This window comes from Halobacteriovorax sp. HLS (assembly GCF_004006665.1).
Taxonomy (GTDB): Bacteria; Bdellovibrionota; Bacteriovoracia; order Bacteriovoracales; family Bacteriovoracaceae; genus Halobacteriovorax.
The window spans coordinates 605,578-623,431 of sequence record NZ_QOCL01000014.1 but is presented as its reverse complement, the minus strand read 5'-3'; the positions used below and the strand labels follow the sequence as shown (position 1 = coordinate 623,431).

18 protein-coding genes are annotated in these 17,854 nt (G+C 34.6%); 12 read left to right on the top strand and 6 right to left on the bottom strand.

The features are described 5' to 3' along the window. Window positions 1-3 precede the first annotated feature (3 nt). From DPQ89_RS17050 to DPQ89_RS17025, 6 genes are read right to left on the bottom strand one after another with little or no spacing between them, the layout of a single operon-like run. Window positions 4-705: a M48 family metallopeptidase gene (locus DPQ89_RS17050; RefSeq protein ID WP_164848498.1), complete on the bottom strand. Its 702-nt coding sequence runs from the start codon at window positions 703-705 to the stop codon at window positions 4-6. Next, window positions 702-3,698 carry a type I restriction endonuclease subunit R gene (locus tag DPQ89_RS17045; protein ID WP_127718239.1) on the bottom strand — a complete coding sequence of 999 codons (2,997 nt, stop codon included), beginning with the start codon at window positions 3,696-3,698 and terminating at the stop codon, window positions 702-704. The genes DPQ89_RS17050 and DPQ89_RS17045 overlap by 4 nt, the downstream gene beginning before the upstream one ends. 2 nt (window positions 3,699-3,700) lie before the next feature. Continuing rightward, window positions 3,701-4,945 (bottom strand): hypothetical protein, encoded by a 1,245-nt coding sequence (locus DPQ89_RS17040; RefSeq protein ID WP_127718238.1) that lies wholly within the window; start codon window positions 4,943-4,945, stop codon window positions 3,701-3,703. Between the two features lie 7 nt (window positions 4,946-4,952). Next, window positions 4,953-6,203 carry a restriction endonuclease subunit S gene (locus DPQ89_RS17035; protein ID WP_127718237.1) on the bottom strand — a complete coding sequence of 417 codons (1,251 nt, stop codon included), beginning with the start codon at window positions 6,201-6,203 and terminating at the stop codon, window positions 4,953-4,955. Next, on the bottom strand, window positions 6,196-7,932 hold the full coding sequence (locus tag DPQ89_RS17030) for a type I restriction-modification system subunit M (RefSeq protein ID WP_127718236.1): 1,737 nt from the start codon (window positions 7,930-7,932) through the stop codon (window positions 6,196-6,198). Before DPQ89_RS17030 ends, DPQ89_RS17035 begins: the two co-directional genes overlap by 8 nt. Next, window positions 7,929-8,123 (bottom strand): helix-turn-helix domain-containing protein, encoded by a 195-nt coding sequence (locus tag DPQ89_RS17025; protein WP_127718235.1) that lies wholly within the window; start codon window positions 8,121-8,123, stop codon window positions 7,929-7,931. Before DPQ89_RS17025 ends, DPQ89_RS17030 begins: the two co-directional genes overlap by 4 nt. Window positions 8,124-8,598: 475 nt before the next feature. Here DPQ89_RS17025 and DPQ89_RS17020 point away from each other — a divergent pair, with 475 nt between their 5' ends. The 12 genes from DPQ89_RS17020 (at window position 8,599) to DPQ89_RS16965 (ending at window position 17,854) form a co-directional block, all read left to right on the top strand. Beyond that, complete coding sequence (locus DPQ89_RS17020) at window positions 8,599-10,140, top strand: ABC transporter substrate-binding protein (RefSeq protein WP_127718234.1); 1,542 nt, start codon at window positions 8,599-8,601, stop codon at window positions 10,138-10,140. After that, window positions 10,137-11,513 carry a HAMP domain-containing sensor histidine kinase gene (locus DPQ89_RS17015; RefSeq protein WP_127718233.1) on the top strand — a complete coding sequence of 459 codons (1,377 nt, stop codon included), beginning with the start codon at window positions 10,137-10,139 and terminating at the stop codon, window positions 11,511-11,513. The genes DPQ89_RS17020 and DPQ89_RS17015 overlap by 4 nt, the downstream gene beginning before the upstream one ends. Before the next feature lie 2 nt (window positions 11,514-11,515). Then, complete coding sequence (locus DPQ89_RS17010) at window positions 11,516-12,898, top strand: sigma-54 dependent transcriptional regulator (RefSeq protein WP_127718232.1); 1,383 nt, start codon at window positions 11,516-11,518, stop codon at window positions 12,896-12,898. Then, window positions 12,898-13,689: an alpha/beta fold hydrolase gene (locus DPQ89_RS17005; RefSeq protein ID WP_127718231.1), complete on the top strand. Its 792-nt coding sequence runs from the start codon at window positions 12,898-12,900 to the stop codon at window positions 13,687-13,689. The genes DPQ89_RS17010 and DPQ89_RS17005 overlap by 1 nt, the downstream gene beginning before the upstream one ends. Continuing rightward, window positions 13,686-14,033 (top strand): hypothetical protein, encoded by a 348-nt coding sequence (locus DPQ89_RS17000; protein ID WP_127718230.1) that lies wholly within the window; start codon window positions 13,686-13,688, stop codon window positions 14,031-14,033. Before DPQ89_RS17005 ends, DPQ89_RS17000 begins: the two co-directional genes overlap by 4 nt. 1 nt (window position 14,034) lies before the next feature. Further along, entirely contained in the window at window positions 14,035-14,607 is a 573-nt protein-coding gene (locus DPQ89_RS16995) for an isoprenylcysteine carboxylmethyltransferase family protein (RefSeq protein WP_127718229.1), read from the top strand. 64 nt (window positions 14,608-14,671) lie between these two features. Beyond that, complete coding sequence (locus tag DPQ89_RS16990; RefSeq protein WP_127718228.1) at window positions 14,672-15,697, top strand: toll/interleukin-1 receptor domain-containing protein; 1,026 nt, start codon at window positions 14,672-14,674, stop codon at window positions 15,695-15,697. A gap of 37 nt (window positions 15,698-15,734) precedes the next feature. Beyond that, entirely contained in the window at window positions 15,735-16,430 is a 696-nt protein-coding gene (locus tag DPQ89_RS16985; RefSeq protein ID WP_127718227.1) for a hypothetical protein, read from the top strand. Between the two features lie 181 nt (window positions 16,431-16,611). Beyond that, window positions 16,612-16,794 (top strand): hypothetical protein, encoded by a 183-nt coding sequence (locus DPQ89_RS16980; RefSeq protein WP_127718226.1) that lies wholly within the window; start codon window positions 16,612-16,614, stop codon window positions 16,792-16,794. Window positions 16,795-16,804: 10 nt separating this feature from the next. After that, window positions 16,805-17,143 (top strand): hypothetical protein, encoded by a 339-nt coding sequence (locus DPQ89_RS16975; RefSeq protein ID WP_127718225.1) that lies wholly within the window; start codon window positions 16,805-16,807, stop codon window positions 17,141-17,143. 59 nt (window positions 17,144-17,202) lie between these two features. Continuing rightward, entirely contained in the window at window positions 17,203-17,547 is a 345-nt protein-coding gene (locus DPQ89_RS16970) for a hypothetical protein (RefSeq protein ID WP_127718224.1), read from the top strand. Continuing rightward, a complete protein-coding gene (locus tag DPQ89_RS16965) occupies window positions 17,540-17,854 on the top strand; it encodes a TrbC/VirB2 family protein (protein WP_127718223.1) in 315 nt (104 codons plus the stop codon). Before DPQ89_RS16970 ends, DPQ89_RS16965 begins: the two co-directional genes overlap by 8 nt.

The window sequence follows — 17,854 nt, the reverse complement described above, 5'->3', positions numbered from 1 at the left end:
TTTCTAAAACCCCAAACTTAATTGATTATATTTTAACCATCTTTTGCTTTCTTCAATATCGTTAATTTGTGATGCCACTAAATTCCAAAAACTTTTAGAGTGATTTGGGTATACTAAATGACATAACTCATGAACAATAACATAATTTATTACAGAGATTGGAGCCATAACCAAGCACCAATTAATAAAAACCTCTCCTTTTGAAGTGCATACCCCCCAAGAGTTTTTATAATCTCTAATGTCGAAAGCAGCAGGACGAACCCCAAGATTCATGGAAAAACGGTTAATCATTTCTTCAAATTTAATTAATGCCTGAGCTTTGTAAAAAGCTTTTAATTGAGACTTAATCACAACTTCAATATCTTCAGTTTCTATTCTTTTTGGAATCGAAACGATTAAAGAATTTCCCTGAATAATGGCAGGGGCATTGATACCTTTTGAAACCTTTAACCTATACTCTTTACCCAAAAGCGGGAATGATTCCCCAGCAACAAATTCTCTCTTACGTTGTGTAATTAAGATTTTGTTTGCCTCATCTACCTTTTGCTGAATCCATACGGCTTTCTTTTCTAAAATTTTTTCAACATAACTATCATCAATAGATACAGGGACCAAAATGCGAACAATATTGCCCGGCTGGATTTCAAATCCAATAGTTTTTCTTCTCTTCGTTCTCTCTATTTTAGTTTCAATGCCTTCTATCACTTGGTAAATTTCCTTTTCACTAGATTCATAAATTCTTCAGTGATCCTTGTAATTAAAAGTCGATCTTCACCATTAAACTCTTGAGCGGCCATCAAAGCATGTTTAATCTCTCTTTTCGCCTTTTTTACTTTTTCTGGTTTACCAATAAAACCAACAATTTTCGATGCATCTTGTAGAACCTGTACTAACTTTGTCGTAATTGAAACGAGTTCTGCCTTTAATTTCACATTTTCTGATTTTTCTGGATATTTTTTTAAAATCAATTCTTCAAGCGCATTATAAAATGGCAATTCCAACTCACTAAGCCCCAAATCATCTGCCAATTGCGTTCGATCTGTTTCAATTCCATTTCTTAACTCTTTTAACAACTCAAGCAGCTCATCCCAATGACCGCGTCGTTTTTCAAGGATTTCTTTTAATTTCTCACTCAACTTCCTGTAATAAGCAGGATCGTCTTCAAAATTACTTCTAATATGTGATCTAATTGCAAATTCGATCTCACAAGCCTTAGACTCTGGGTCTTTAATATTATCTAATGACTTTACAAAGTCTGAGGAAAATAACTCAACAGGTGGAATTTTAGGATCAACCCCTTCGGAAATTATATGCTGATCAATGATTTCTCGAACTTTTTCACCAGCATCTTTTATGCCTAACTGAGGGACTCTGTAGCGATTTCTTGCAGATAGGTTTATCTTACCTAATTTTTTCATGTCTGAAATAAACGAACTTGCAGATGGATCAGGCAAGATAATATTCATACTTGATAAGAACTTTTTAAAGTCCCTTTCAAACTCTGCCCTTATTTTCTCGTCTTTTAATCGTAAAACACATCCATCTATATCTGCCAAATCAGTATCATTGAAATATGACAATACTCTACGATGGCGAGTTTCTAGCTTAGGAATCTCTTCTTTTAAAGGAACTAGTGCTCCTCGGATATCTTCACTAGAAAACATTCTCAAGGCATCTTCCAAGTAATCAGTGAGGCCATAATAATCTACAATGTAACCGCAATGTTTCCCTTTTCTTGTTCGATTAACCCTTGCAATTGCCTGCAACAAACTATGCTCTCTAAGCTTACGATCTATATACATAACTTGTTCAATAGGGGCATCAAATCCTGTCAACAGCTTATCTTTCACAATTAGAAAGCTTAATGTATCTTTATCTAATGGTTCTTTAAATTTTCTAATTTGCTCTTTTTGCTTCACACTATCGGTATAAGGAGTATAAAAAGCATCATCCTTGTGATTTCCAGAAATTATAACTGCTGACTCAGGGCCTTTTAATCTGTTCATCGCTTGATGATATAGAACGGCTGCTCGACGTGAACCAACAACAAGTTGTGCCTTAAAACCATCAGGTTTAATTTTTGAATTATAGTGTTCAATAATATCTTTGCATATCTCTTCAATACGAGAAGGTGCCTCTAGTACAGCTTGCTCTCTGCCATATTTTTTTACTATAGCATCACGTTCTTCAGGCGTTCGATCTGAAAAATGCATTTCAAATAATGTTTCTAAATTATCGCCAGTTACTTTCGTTTTAGATTCTCGTCCTTCATATATTATTTGAACAGTTGCCCCATCCCCAACAGCCTGTTCGATTGTATAAACATCTATGTATTCCCCCATTATATTTCGTTGTTTATCATCTTTAACAAGAGGTGTTCCTGTGAATCCAATAATAGGAGCATTTGGAAGTGCTACTCTCATATTTGAAGCTAGAGATTTGAATTGTCCACGGTGTGCTTCATCAACTAAAATTAAAATTTTATCCGATGTATTTAACTCTTGCATCTCTTCAAAATCATTTTCTTGAAACTTCTGAAGCATACCAGTAATTAAATCACTCGCATCCTTTTTCAGAAGTTCTTTTAAGTCTTTAACCGATTTTGCTCTAAGTACTGTTTCGTCCTGACACCGCTCCATTGTCCCTGAGAGTTGATCATCAAGTGAAGTTCTATCAGTGATAAAAACCATCTTATATTTTTGTAGTTCTTTATGTGATCTAAATTTTTGAGCAAGAAATACCATTGTTAAGGATTTTCCAGAACCTTGAGTATGCCAGACCACACCACCTTTAGCTAAACGGTCCTCGCCTGTCAAAACTCTATCAACAGATTTCATTACTGCACGATATTGCTGATAGCGCGGAATCTTTTTAATGATTGTTCCATCTTCTCGATCAAAAACAGTAAAATTTTGAATAATGTCTAGTAAAGCCTCTGGCCTTAACACACAATGATTAACAATTTTTTGAGCTTTAGGATCATTTCCAAGTTCATTTTTATAATAAGGAAAAGTATCCTTCCATGGTAAAAAGTATTTAGGTGAGCTGGTAATCGTCCCCAGATAACAATGATCTCGACAGTCAGCAATCATGATAGCATTATAAAAAAATAACTTTTGAGCGCCTTCTGGCTCTGCTGATCCACGTGTATTTGCATAATACCTTAGTTGATCTATCGCCTCATCTATCGGGTCCGAGATTGTTGGTGATTTACACTCAATGACTACAAGGGGTATTCCGTTTACATAAAGTAATATATCCGTTCTTATCGGACGTGGCCCATCACCTCGGATTGCTAACTCATCAACCACATGAAAAACATTATTATTTAGATTCTCAAAATCAACAACCTTAACAGTTTGCCCTTTTCGACCTTGTCCTAGGTCTTGATCAACTGAAATATAGCGAACAAGCATTTTCCAAAATAGCTCGTTCGCTTCTATTAATGTAGGCTTTTGAATGTTACTGATTTCTCTGACAACTTTTTCCTGATTTTCATCGGTAATCCAAGGGTTTATTCTTCTTATAGACTCTGACAATACTTTATGAAGAATAACATCTCTTTCAGTTTTCCTATCTCCATCATCTATATTCGTAGAAATCGTTGATCCATCTATATGTGTATAACCAAGTTTTACAAGCTCTTCTATTGATGGGTCTTGAACAATATTTTTTTCATTATAGGCTTCCTGTGCCATAACTATACCTTCCCTGTCGATATTCTATTTTTTTCACGCTCTAGTTTTTCTATAATTGAAAAAGAAGATGATTTCTCATTAAACTGAGCACTTTCACCAGAAGCTCCAACTATTTCAAATGATAGAATTCCATTTTTTTTGGATTTTAAATAAGCCAAGCGATGTTCATTGAAACCTTCCCTTAGTTTAAAGTGTAGGAATGGTGAAACGCATAATACTTGCTGTTTGTAGCGCAGCAAAACATTACATCCAACGAGAGGAGGTGTGACTTTTTTCTTAAATTGCTTTTTTATTATCTTTTTGTTCCACGAGTGACCTACGAACTCATCAAAAAATATTTTATTACTAAAAAGTTTATCAACTCCTTGAAAAAGAGAATATTTAAGATCCTTCAAAAAAGTTAATTCTCTAACAATATCTATTATCTTATTTAAATTCTCACTATTTCTTCTTTTTAGGATAGCCTCTGACTGTGTTTGATTGTGAAATGCATTATTCCTGTCTTTATTTAATTTAATCAATTTTTCAATAATCGTTAGGGACAAAACCTCATTGGAAATAAAGTCTGTTGTCAATGGGTCTTGAAACTCAATCAACTTTTTCATCACTCCCAATTTCTTACTGATGCTAAAGTCATAAATATCACTTATTTTTATATCTTTAAAAGCGCGCCAGACTTTATTTTGAAGATATTCAGACAATACAATCGAGAACAATACATAGATGATTGATTCCCAGCAATCTTTCAAATATGAGTATCTTTCACTTTCACTAGATGAGGCATACAGATAATTGTGAAATGAAAAGGAGATTGGCGAAGGATAAGACAGAACGATCTCACTTTTTAATGCATGGATACCTGAGGCCTTCTCTTCTTTGATAACTTTTAAAGTTTGTTCATTTTTCCCTAGCTCTTCTTTCTTATAATCTTCAAATCCTGCTTTAAGGACATCAAGCATCTCTGGATAGCCTTCTTTTATTACCTCCAATATTGAAAATCTATTACCTGAAATATCAATATGATCCTTTGAAAAGTTTAATGATAACTCAGGATCAAGATTTTCTCTTAACTCAATGTTATTCGAATCGAGATTGATGTCTAAGTCGTAGCATATTGATTCGAACTCTTTTGGAGCTATAGACTTTAAAATTTCACTTGGATAAAAATAAAAATCATTAATGGAAAAGAATGAATCTACTATCTCGATACTTATCCTTTCATGAATATATTCCTCAAATGATTTCATATATTTGTTAAACCCTGACTCTGACTCTTCCAGTGAGGAGGTCTTGCATTAAGCCTTTTTTTAAATTTTTTAATTTCCTTATCCTTAACAACTTTTCTTTTATTATAACTCCAGCGGAATCAAGGATTCTTATAATTTTCTCTTGTTCCACTTTAGGTGGGCAAGGATAAAAGATTTCATTTAAATGTGGGTTATTTATCTGTGGAATAGAGGTAGTATCTGCAAGTTTATCAAGTCGACTCAACTCCAAATAATATTTTAAAAACCTTTCTGACATATACTTCTTACAAGTTATTGCCATAAGGTTAGTATCGATTGATGTTTTTCTAGTTAATTGCCTTACTCTGTTTTTTAATATGGCTGCGCCACGCTTCGCAATTACTAACGTTCCCTTGTCATAAATATTTATAGAATCATTTTCATTACGATCAAAAGACAGAAAAGATTTTTCAATAAAGTCTTCGTTACCATCAGAATTAAAGTCATCAACTTTTATATAAAGCGTGTCGCCATGATTCTTAAAGTTCACGCTCGAAGGAGAAGGTCCTCCTCCTAAAATTAAAAATTTTTTTCCAATGTGTGCATCCCATGTTGCAGGAATCTTACCTATTGGGCTATTCTTAAACTGAGTATGCCCAATGCCTTTGGTAAAAAGGTCTTGCATCATCCCTTTTTTCAAGTTTTTAAGTTTATCAATTTCATTTTCGGCTAATAAGATAGCCCTATCTACTGTTGTTAGAATTTTTCCTATTTTTTTCTGTTCGCTTATCGAGGGATAGAATATTGGGACCGAATAATAATCTTCACCTTTAACAAATACTTGTGTGCTACCAACCGTAATGAGTCCCATTTCTCTACGGAAATAATCACTATTAGAGAATTGAATTAAATAATCTGTATCTATCGCACTGTTAGTTTTAAAAGCCCCAGTTCCTTGAGCCAAAATGTATTTCTTGTCGCTATTTATTTTTACTATTCTTCCAAGAGAGGGACCAGTCGGTACCAAATCCCTAAAAACAGTCACCAAGAATGATCCATCAATATTAGCTTTTTTATAACTTTTAGCTATTTCATTTGAGACATAAGCCTTGTTTCCATTAGGAATGAACAATATCCCATTTTCATTTATTCCCTTCTTCGGAATTACCTCTTTACCACTTTCTGTAAATTCAGATGGCTTAAAATTTGCCCCCGTTGTTCTTTCAGTTGTAAAATTCTTTAAACTCTCTTGATTCCAATCCGCCGGAAACTTACTCATAGCTCAATTCCTTAAGAAATAGATTCATCTCTTTTTCAACTTCAATACATTGACTTTCTATCTCTCTTAAAGAAAACGAATATTTATCCCACCATCTTTCAAGCTGAAAAATTATATTTTGATCAATGTCACCTGTGACTTCTCGAATTTTCTCTTTTGAATCTATTTCTCTCTTAAAAATATAGTAATCTGTATCTCTTTCATCAAAGACAGTAATAATATCAAAACCATTGAGGATATCTTGTATATATCCATCTTCGACTTCATACTTTGGAATTCCCCCACTTAATATAGCTTTAACGTCAAATATTTCTGGAGGCGCAGAAGTATCAGCATAACGTCGAATATTTAGATTAAAATCATTTCCTTCAATTTCTTTAACCGTAACAACTCTACTAAAATGTTTTTCATCATGATTGTACAAGCTGTAAGTTTTAAAATCAGTAAATGCCTTTACTATTTTTGAAATATCTTGGTCTCTTAACTTATTTTGATTCTTTCCTAACTCATAGTCCAATTCAGCATTTATAAATAAAACTTTGCCTATTCTATCTTCAGGTTTCTTTTTATTTAAAATTAAAATTGATGCAGGAATCCCTGTTCCATAAAAAAGCCCTGAAGGTAGTCCGATAACCGCTTCCAATCGTTCAGCTTCAATGATACCTTTTCGAATGTCTCTTTCTTTTGAACCTCTAAACAATACTCCATGAGGCATTACCACCCCCATCATCCCTTCGCCATTCAAAGAGGCTAGCATATGTTGAACAAACGCCAAGTCAGCCGCAGACTTACTTGGTATCCCAAATGGAAATCGCCCATAAGTATCATCTTCAACAGAGTTTGGGTCCCATGCCCAAGAGAAAGGTGGATTGGCGACAACACGATCATATGTTTTAAGCTCTCCATTTTCTGTATGTTGTGGCGTAGATAGGGTATCTCCTTTTCTAATATCTGCACTATAAACACCATGTAAAAACATATTCATTTTACAAATGGCCCATGTTGATAAATTTAGTTCCTGTCCAGCAAGTACCATATTTTCAGGGTCTTCCCCATGCTCTTCTAAATAATGCCGAGCTTGAAGAAGCATTCCTCCTGAGCCGCAAGTTGGATCGTATATCTTCATTCCAGCTTTTGGTTTAATTAATTCTACAATTAAACGTACGACTTCTGATGGTGTATAAAATTCTCCACCCTTTTTCCCCGCTGAGTCAGCAAACTGTTTTATCAAATACTCGTAAGCTGACCCTAGTAGATCGGAACTTTCAAAATCAATATTCCTGAGTCGATGCTTTGAAAAATGAGATAGTAAATCACGAAGTTTTTTATCTGAAAGTTTGTTTTTATTATTAAAGTCAATGGCCTGAAGAACCCCTTCAATTGCTTCATTGTATTCTTCTATTGCTTCAGATGCTTTGTTTAATTCCGAACCAATATCTTTTTTCAAATCCTTAATATTTTCCCAACGCGCCCGTGGTGGAATAAAAAAAGAGTCATATTCATCTTCTTCTTCAAGAAGTTTATCAATTTGCCCTTGAGTTTTACCCTTTTTCTTCCACGAAGCAGCTATTGATTCACGTTCTTCATCAAATTGATCCGACAGTCTTTTTAAAAACAAAAATCCAAAAACATAATCTTTATATTCAGAAGCATCCATACTTCCACGAAGAATATCAGCGGCACCCCATAAGAATTGTTCTAATTGACCTAAAGTTATTTTCTCACTCATATTTTCCCCTTTTCCTTTGCTCCACCAGAAGTAACCCACTCATCAACTTCACTGACCTTAAATTTCCATTGTCGACCAACCTTATGAGCAGGAATCTTTTCCTTTTCTACCCAGCGATAGATCGTTTCTTTAGAAACTCCTAAATGTAATGCGATTTCCTCGACGGAGTACCATCGTTCAGGTTCAGTCACCTTTAACCCCTTAATAAATGCAATAATTTAATACATATATTCAACCAGTTATAATAAGCTATGACAAGCTATTACCAATATAAACAAGAGTGATAAGCTATACTTTAGTCTTCTCCCACTTATGAGCTACGCAATCACAATACCAACTTTGGCATTTCCAATTGAGCTAGAAATTTTAGAGAGTTAAGAAAATTTCGCAAAAGAATTGGTGAGAAAAATATCGCATAAAATATCGCACGCGATATTTTTAAATATAGCAGTCGTGCGATATTTATTTCTCAAATTTGGGACTGGCTACTTAGCAAAACAGTATCGTTTTGACCTTATGTGCATCAAAAGCCTGAAATTATTACAGAGCTAATTGTCTATCCACCTAAATAACGCTTGTATAACCTGCCGAGTCACGTCTTCAGACTTTGGCACGACCTTTGCCTTAGGAATGTGCAGAACTTTTAAATCCACGAGGGGGGATTAGTTGAAAAAGATTGTTCTTGGAACAACATTCACAGCACTAATTTTGATTGGAGGAACATACCACTTTCAAAATAAGTCGAATACCAAGCATGTAGAAATTCCCTACATCAAGGCAGTGTATTCTAAACCTGTGACTTATGATCCGGCACAGATGAATGATGGCGCATCACTAATTTTTTCAGAACTTGTTTACGAAGGATTGCTCCGCTTTACAGAAAATTATGGAGTTCAGGCCGGCATTGCTGAATCTTGGGAAACCAGCGAAGACGGGAAAACTATTACTTTCAAAATTAACTCAAAAGCAACATTTCATAATGGAGAGAAAATCACCTCAAATGACGTCGTTGTCTCTTTAAGTCGAATGCTTGCCCCTGAAAGCAAGGTCTTTAAATATTACGATATGATTAAAGGTGCTGATGAATATCATTCAGCAAAATCAAAAGAACTTCAGGGTATAAAAACCGTTGGTAGTAATATCGTTAAGATAGAACTTAAAAGTCCATTTCCACCAATTCTTTATGTCCTCGCAGGGGGAACAGCAAAAATTCTTCCAGCTAATCAAGTAAATGAGAAAGGGTTTTTCAAGGCTCCAATCGGATCAGGGCCTTTCAAATTAATATCACAAAGCGAAAATGACATTATATTAGAGAGATTTGAAAAATATCATGGAGCGACTCCTAAATTAAAAACACTAATACTCAGGGCCGTAGATCAAGATACTGCAATGAAGGAAGCAAAATTAGGAAAGGTTCATGATTTATCAAGTTGGCCACTTAGTGGTATGGAAGATGTCTTTGAACACGGACAAGATATTAGCACAGTTGTGGCCGATACTTGGATTATTGGGTTTAATTCTAGGATTCCACCACTTAATGATCTAAAAGTAAGAAAGGCACTTAAAACAAGTATTGATAATGAAAAATTTAGACATAAATTCTATCCAAGTGCGGCTCCTGCTTTTGGCTATGTACCACAAGGATTTCCGGGCCACGTTCAAGAAAAGACAAAATTAAATGAGAAGATTTTCATCCCACCACATTCACAAATTAAAATTACCATTCCTTTTGGACTTGAAAAAAGTGAGGAAATTGCAAAGTTTTTTGAAGATGATCTAAGAAATAAAGGTTGGAATATAAAAACTGAAATTTTGAAATGGTCTGAAATGATGAAGAAATATGAAAATAAAACTCTTCAGACTTTTCTTGTTTCAATGATTGTTGATTATCCTGATACAGAGTTCCTATTAAATAATTTCGCTTCTAATAATCCCGATAACTATAGTGGCGTTAAGGACACACTAATTGATAGTCTTCTTGTTAAAGCAAGAAGTCTTCAAGATCGTATTAAGCGTTATAAAGTTTATGAAAAATTAGCCAAAAGAGTTAATGAACTTTCACTATCAGCAAATTTGTTTCATTCAAGACCTCATTACTGGATTCATAAATGTGTTAAGAATTTCCAGCCAAATTTATTAGCTGTTGCTTATATCGATTATAGAAAGGTTGGCTTTGACGTTCAATGCATACTTGGAGGTGAAAAGTGACAAATAAAACTTTAACCTTCAAGGAATATTTATCTAAAAAACTTTTGCCGTATAAAATAGCATTACCAATATCTTTATCAATATTGACTGCATTATTCGCTGCCTATGCCATACTAGTCTTTTACTCTGAAAATGATAGATCATTCGTTAGAGCCATTGCTCCACATATTTCAACGCTGGTTGAAACTCAAGATGGCCCAGAGCTACAAAGATTTATCACCTCAGTTGCTGAAGAAAAAAATGTCATTTTAAATATTACAAAAAACAAAGAGATCATTGCGTCTAGTTCTGATAATACACTAATCGGTAAACCCTATCATTTAGATGGGATTAAGGTTTTGGGAATTGAAAGCGGATTATCAACACAATATATTGTTTCTAAAACGGAGATAAAAAGAGATGGAGGCCCGTTAACATCAAAGGGAACAATTTACCTTTTAAATCCTACTCTCGATTTATTCTCAATGGTTCTTGGTGTCGCAATTATTGTATTTTTACTTAGTTTTATTTTGTTAAATGTTTTAGCTACAAAAATCATATCCACTGCACAGAAGTCAATTGAACCAATAAAAGACTTAGAGAAAAGCATATATGACCTCAAGAAGTTTGGTGAAGTAAACCTTGAAGGATACTTAAGAATTGAAGAACTAGAAAATATTTATAATGCTATTCTGACAACAAATTCGCAGCTTAAAATAAGTAATAATCATCTTGCTGAGTCCAAAGGTAGAGAGCTTGCTGTTGAAGCATATAAAAAACTTATTCACGATTTGCACACTCCCGTTGCTGCTTTAAAACAAATGATCAAGGTGATAAATAAGGACGGCATATCTGAAGATAAAAAAGATTTTGCCAAGCACAGGGTCGCAGAGATCGCGGAGCAAATTCTTTTTCAGGTCAAAGCTTCAAAAGGAAATCTCAAGGTTGAAATCAATCCAAACGATTTAAATATAAATGAATCTGTTAAAAAAGCGGCTGGCCAAGCTCAAATGGCAATGGCCGACTACGAAAACATTGAAATAGTAGAGCGATATGAGTCCATTTTAACAAATGTTGCTCATGACAATATGATGCTTGGAAGAGCAATAAGTAATCTAGTTGTTAATGCAATTGAAGCGAGCAAAAACATTGTTGAAGTTGCTGTCCAAAAACTTGAAAAGGAAATTTCTATTTCTGTATCAGATGATGGTGATGGTATCCAAGAAGAAATGGTCTCACTTTTTTTACAGGGCAGAGGAAAATCAAAAAAGAAAAACGGTCTAGGTATCGGATTATCAAGTGCTAATCACATTGTGAGACTTCATGGTGGAAAAATCATATATAGAAAATCACATTTAGGTGGCGCTTGCTTTGATATAAGACTACAGGGGTAAACATGGAAAAAGAACTAATTTTACTAGTCGATGATGACAGAGGCATTTTAGAAAGCAGTGAAATCCTTCTTTCTGATGAGTTTGAAATCTGTACAGCATCAAGCGTATCAGAAGCAAAAAATCGCCTCAAAGAAGATAATATACAAATTGCAGTCGTTGATCTTAATTTTGAAGGTCACGAACAGGACGGATTATCTCTCATAGATCACATGACCAAAGAGCACCATCAGATCCCTTTCATTGTATTAAGTGGTGATAAAGATACAAAAAGAGTTGTAGAAGCAACGAAAAGACCTTTGGTTGAATTTGTAACAAAAGATGGTGATCATGATGAAACTCTTAGGATTGCTATCAGAAAAGGAATTTTAAAGAGAAAAGAATTGGAGGCACAAAAAATTAAAGGCTTTCAATTCAAAACGAAATCTAAAGAAATCAAGAAAATTTTCAGAAGCATTGATAAACTTCTTCAGAGTAATAGTAATGCATCCATATTAATAAATGGTGAGTCTGGGACAGGCAAAGAATATATGGCAAAATATATTTCTAACTTCCTTGGAAAGCGTCTTGTCGCTGCCAACATGGCGAGTATTCCGAAAGAGACTGCTGAATCAGAATTATTTGGGCATACAAAAGGTGCTTTTACTGGCGCTACATCTAACAAAATAGGTTTACTTGAGCAGGCCCATAATGGCGTTTTCTTCTTAGATGAAATTGGGGATTGCTCACCAGAAATTCAATCTAAACTTCTTAGAGCGATTCAAGAGAAGGAAGTCATGCCTGTTGGTTCAACTGTCCCCAGAAAGGTTAATCTCAGGTTTATAGCGGCAACTCACCACGACCTAGACAATCTTGTAGCTGAGGGCGAGTTTCGCCTCGACCTACAACAAAGATTAAATACATTCATATTTAAACTTCCAGCCTTGAGGAATAGACATGAGGATATCGATTATTATGCCACGATGTTTATAAATGAACTTTCAAATGGCGATTACTACAACGTAGTACCTTCAGCATACCGTGCGCTTAAAGAGTATCACTGGCCGGGAAATGTAAGGGAGCTTAGAAATATTATTGAGCGTGCTCTTGTATTTACAGATAGGCGAACAATTGATGATGTCATAGTATATAAGGCTCTGAATATATCTGCACCTAAAATGCTCGAAGAGATAAAGCCAAAATTTCACTATGAAAAACTTAAAGAAGCAGAAATAAAATCAAACATCATTGATGCTCTGAATACAGTAAAAGGTAATAAAGTCGAAGGAGCAAAAGTATTAGGAGTTCATATTTCAACACTTCACAGATGGATAAAAAGATATGATCTTGAAGAGTTAATTCCGCATATCAGTAGAGGTAGGCCGTCATCAAATCAGGTGGGTATATAATGGAGGCGAACATAATTAAGAATAGTAACTCAAGTATCAACTTGGTATTTGTCTCGGGTGGGCCAGGTCTTAGTTCCCTATCCTTCAAACCGTTGTTAGAGCTGAGCGAAAGATTTAATTTACATTTTTTAGACCCTATGGGAACGACTTCTAAACTGAACATAGAGCCAACTTATTCAAATCTACTTAAAGAAATTGAAGAATATATTAATGATATTCCGAATGTTGTCCTCTGTGGTCACTCTTTTGGCGGAATACAAGCAATAGATATTACAAGCGACAAGAAGCCGAATATTGTAGGATTAATTGTCATTGGTTCACCTGTTACGGCAAATGCATTTAGAGTAATGAATCAAAACTTTGATCTTGATTTATCACAAAAGCACATTGATATTTCAAAAAAACTTGAAATATCGCCGACTGATGAAATTTACAAAGAATGGTTTTATGCTTACAGGGATTTTTATTTTAATCCAGAAACTTCAAGCGATGGAATCAAAGTAATTACTGATGATAGAGTATGTGTCAAAAGCTACAGCCTCGCAATTACCGAAAGCTCCACAAAAGAACATTGCCTAGAATCTTTAAAAGCATTAAATATTCCAAAACTTTTTATCACTGGTGAACTTGATCAAGTGCTACCACCACATTCTGCAAAACATGAAGCCGAAACGGGAGGATTTGACCTTGAAATTATAAAAAGTGCAGGACATTTTGCACATTACGAATGTCCAAACGAAACAATTCAAACAATAATCAATTTTCTATCCAAAGAGGGAGTGACCAAATGAAAACGACTTTGAAAGCCATTGCAATTATGCTTGCGATTAGTGCATCAGCACAAACTATTAAAAGCTATGCCGATGATGTTGCTAGTTTACCAGAATTAATTTCTGAACAAGAGGCCGTACTAGTGAATCTTCTATATAATTCCAAAGCAGAAATAAGAGAAGAAAACGAGCCACAAGTAATTTTAACTGAAGAAGAAAAAAAGGAATTAATAATCAAAAATATGATCCACTACATAAGATTAATCGAAGGAAAGGAAATCATGCTAGAAGAATTGCAAAGACAGCAGTTTCCTGACCTAGACATTAGAGGAATTTTAGAGGGAAGACAAAACCCTGGAATCTAATATGCAAACAACTGAAGCGATCAAACCTGATTACAAAAAATATATAGGAAGCCTTATAATGTTTGGCTTTGCTTCTATTTCTATTACAAGATGGACACAATCAGGTGAATTATTTTTTCTAGTCCTCTCATTTAGGGATTTGATCGCTTCCTACTTTTTAGCGAAAAGAGAGAGTGCAGAAATAAAATCTACCAAAATGATGTCAATGATTGCTTATATCTCTAGTGGTCTTCCTCTCATTTATTTATCAGCACCTTACGGACTAGAGTTAAGAATATACAGGCTTGGAGCTGATCTTTTAACAATAATAGGTTTCCTGATCGTCACTTGGGCCACTATTGACTTAGGAACGAAGCTAGGAGTTTCCCCCGCAAAGCGTGGCGAAAAACAAACACAAGGAATGTACCGCTTTTTCAATCACCCTATGTACCTAGGCTATGGTATTGCACAACTAGGATGGTTACTGGTTAATAAATTTAATATTAATATCTACCTTATTTCGATATTGTTGTTCATCTTAAGAGCTAAAGATGAAAATAGAATACTAGACCAATCGAGTCCACACCATAAATAACTAATATTTCCCTCCATTTATCCGATAATACGAAAAGCACACAATTCAATTTCAGAGGTAAATTATGTCAAAAACTCAAAAGCGGTTTTTCGTCAGCCATTCGTCATTAGATGAAAAAATTGTATCACTCTTTGTTGATGATATTTTGGTTAAAGGACTTAGAATAAACGATGATGAAATATACTGTTCTTCCATGCAGGGGCTTGGAAACCTGTCAGGCGATAATTTTGTAACAGAAATAAAAAATGCACTTAAGCCTGCTGAAATTTCCTTTCTAATGATTTCAGAAAATTATAAATGTAGTGAAATTTGCTTAAATGAAATGGGTGCATCTTGGTTAGCTGATTGTCATGTTATTCCCATTTTAATTGAACCTGTTTCATTTCAATCAGTAGGTCCACTTAATGTTCAAAATCATTGTGAGAAAATCTTAGATGATAACTCCATATACAATATTAGAAAAACAATAAAAGAAAAAAGTACAATTAACCCCACTGGCGATGGCAGATGGAAAAGTATTGTAGAAAAATATATTGAAACTGCCAAAAAAATTAAAATTAAGCAGCCAGATATAAACACCGTTCCTTTTGAAAAGTTTAATTCTCTCACAAATGAAAAAGAGAGCCTTCAAGACGAAATAAATGAAATGGTGGATGAAATTGATAAAAAAGACAAATACATAAATGAGCTTGAAAGCAAAAAAGATAAAATAGATGTTCAGGAAGCAAAGAAAGCAACAGGTGTAGCAACATACCAACAGCTTCTTGATGAAAAAGTCAAAGATGTAAAACATAACCTTGGGGTATTTTCTAATCTTGTTAAAAGAATGCTTCTTAGAAACTTTTACGATCATCCACATCCAAAACTACAGTTTGGTGAAGAAGATGAAATAAATGATGCTATTTCAAGAAAGTACTTAACAGAAGATTGGGAATCAGGAAGCAAGAAAGACAATAGAGAATTAGAGGAATCACTCGCTTCTCTAGGTAAATTAGAAGAAGATGAAAAGTTCTGTGATTGGTATGAAAAAGAGTATGATGACGCATTTGATCCTAGTGACCAAGATTTTTGGGACGGATACTTCTTTTAATTTAACCTTAATACAACTGGTGTACAGGGAGTTATAAATGCACATTTCACCTAAAGCTCTATATGACATATTAAGCGAGAAAGGAATTACTTCATTACATCACGCTAACTCAGTGGTGACCTCCTGCTCATTTTTACGAAGTGCCCAGTTGATCTCAAGAGGAACTCTAGAGAGAGACAATGGAATACAAACTTCACAATATTCAGACTCTGATGACAAAAGATATGATGTCTGGTTCGATGTCTTTACTGACTCCGTAGATATTCATAAGAGAGCTAAAAGAATAAACAACTATGGCCCAGTACTATTTGATATTGATTTAAAAATTTTAAAAAGCAAGAATACTGGAAAAGTATGGGTTTCAAAACTAAACCCTACAAAATGGGCAGGGAAATCGTATTCTGAAAGATGGTTTACTGGGAAAGATGATGTCAAAGAACACTTTCTAAGGGGTCGCTTTGACCAGATGATAATTTTCAGACATTGCGGCGGCGCATTGGACATTAAAAACCACATTAATAAAATAATCTTAGATGATCCGTTTATAAATCTATCTGATGAAAAAGTTGACCTATATAGCACTGCCTATGGTGCTCTTAAAATGGCAATGACAGAGGGTAAAATAGACGCTCCAATAATAAAAAGATCATGTCATAGCGAATGTACCTGTAGAGAATATTACGATTCTAATTTTCATGATTTCACAATGAAAATGTTTTTTCCTGAAATTTAATATCGCACAACTGCGACACTTAAATATCGCGCGACATTTTTATGCGATATTTTTCTGCACTCAATAATTATCTTTAATCCTCTAAGTGTCTATTTTCTTAAGAAAAAATCTTTTTCTTAAAGTTGGCACAACACCAGCAATACATAAAACCAGAAACTAACTGAGAAACTCAGGGGGAAATATGGTTTTATCAAAAAGCAAAATTGAAAAGTTCAAAAGAAAAAAAGGTCGCAAGAAATCATTTTTAAAAACTAAAGCAAAGCGATTCATTGATTTTCTTAATCGGCCGGTCAACACAGAACGACTTAAAGAAATTGAAGCAGAAAAAGCAAAGCTTCACTACCACTATCCATTCATTAAATAAGGAGATTGCCGTGTACGTTAAAGAAATAACAATGGAACCAAGAAGATTAGAAAAGCTATCAGACGTGAGACAAGAAAAGGAATACCTAGAAAAGATGAACTCTGTCCCTTCCGCCTTTAGAAAATACAGTGTGGAAGAACAAGACTTGGTTAGAGAAAAAGTAACTCAACTTCCCTCAGAGGAACTCGTGGTTATTTATTTATCATTCTGGGAAAACCTCTGTGAGTACGAAATCGCAAAATCAATCTGCTCAACAGCAGCACGAGTATTAAAAGTAAAAGAATCTGCCCTTATACATCTAAGGGAGTTAATGAAGACAGATCAAAAACAGGAGCTTTGTATAGCATAGAAAAATATTTGGAATGAACTTGGGTGGTGAAAATATAAGATTAATTTTTGGAGATTAATATGAATAAAAATAATGAACAGAAGAATGAAACTTTGCAGCTCTGGTGGCTAGATCAGCAAACAAATAAATACTTTCCGGCAGGAGTGGCCTTTCACGATGAAAAATATGGTGAATATCGCCTTAAGATTGATATGCATCCAGAAAATCAATACTACCTAAGGCCTCTAAATTCTACTGATGATCAAATCAACTTTAGAGTTGAAGTCGTCATCAAAAGAAATGGAAAGTTCCATCAACGCAAACTTATAGGAGAAGGCATTAGTAATACTGAGACTAATGGAGACATCATTATGACGCTTGGGCCTTACACTAAAAAATTACTATTGGGAGTAAAACATGATTAATAAATCAAATCTTTTATCACTTGGTTTAATGGTTGGGCTTATTACGTTATTGGCGTTCTATCCAGATTCAGCATTCGCTCAAGTAATTGGCGGTGGATTTGAATCCAAAATGCAAGGGCTAACAACAAAGCTGATCACCGTTATTCTGCCTTTAGTCAGTGTGCTTGGTTTAGTTTATGCCGTTATCTTGGCACTAACTGGAGATGGCGCAGCAAAAGGGCGAATCATCATGGTCATTGTATGTAGTATCGTTGGCTTTATGGCACCACATATTATCGGCTGGTTTCAATCAGCAGCAGGACAATAA

Coding starts and splice junctions, on each gene's coding strand:
- DPQ89_RS17045 (WP_127718239.1), bottom strand. CDS start 3,698: ATGGCACAGGAAGCCTATAATGAAAAAAATATTGTTCAAGACCCATCA.
- DPQ89_RS17040 (WP_127718238.1), bottom strand. CDS start 4,945: ATGAAATCATTTGAGGAATATATTCATGAAAGGATAAGTATCGAGATA.
- DPQ89_RS17035 (WP_127718237.1), bottom strand. CDS start 6,203: ATGAGTAAGTTTCCGGCGGATTGGAATCAAGAGAGTTTAAAGAATTTT.
- DPQ89_RS17030 (WP_127718236.1), bottom strand. CDS start 7,932: ATGAGTGAGAAAATAACTTTAGGTCAATTAGAACAATTCTTATGGGGT.
- DPQ89_RS17010 (WP_127718232.1), top strand. CDS start 11,516: ATGGAAAAAGAACTAATTTTACTAGTCGATGATGACAGAGGCATTTTA.
- DPQ89_RS17005 (WP_127718231.1), top strand. CDS start 12,898: ATGGAGGCGAACATAATTAAGAATAGTAACTCAAGTATCAACTTGGTA.
- DPQ89_RS17000 (WP_127718230.1), top strand. CDS start 13,686: ATGAAAACGACTTTGAAAGCCATTGCAATTATGCTTGCGATTAGTGCA.
- DPQ89_RS16995 (WP_127718229.1), top strand. CDS start 14,035: ATGCAAACAACTGAAGCGATCAAACCTGATTACAAAAAATATATAGGA.
- DPQ89_RS16990 (WP_127718228.1), top strand. CDS start 14,672: ATGTCAAAAACTCAAAAGCGGTTTTTCGTCAGCCATTCGTCATTAGAT.
- DPQ89_RS16985 (WP_127718227.1), top strand. CDS start 15,735: ATGCACATTTCACCTAAAGCTCTATATGACATATTAAGCGAGAAAGGA.
- DPQ89_RS16980 (WP_127718226.1), top strand. CDS start 16,612: ATGGTTTTATCAAAAAGCAAAATTGAAAAGTTCAAAAGAAAAAAAGGT.
- DPQ89_RS16970 (WP_127718224.1), top strand. CDS start 17,203: ATGAATAAAAATAATGAACAGAAGAATGAAACTTTGCAGCTCTGGTGG.
- DPQ89_RS16965 (WP_127718223.1), top strand. CDS start 17,540: ATGATTAATAAATCAAATCTTTTATCACTTGGTTTAATGGTTGGGCTT.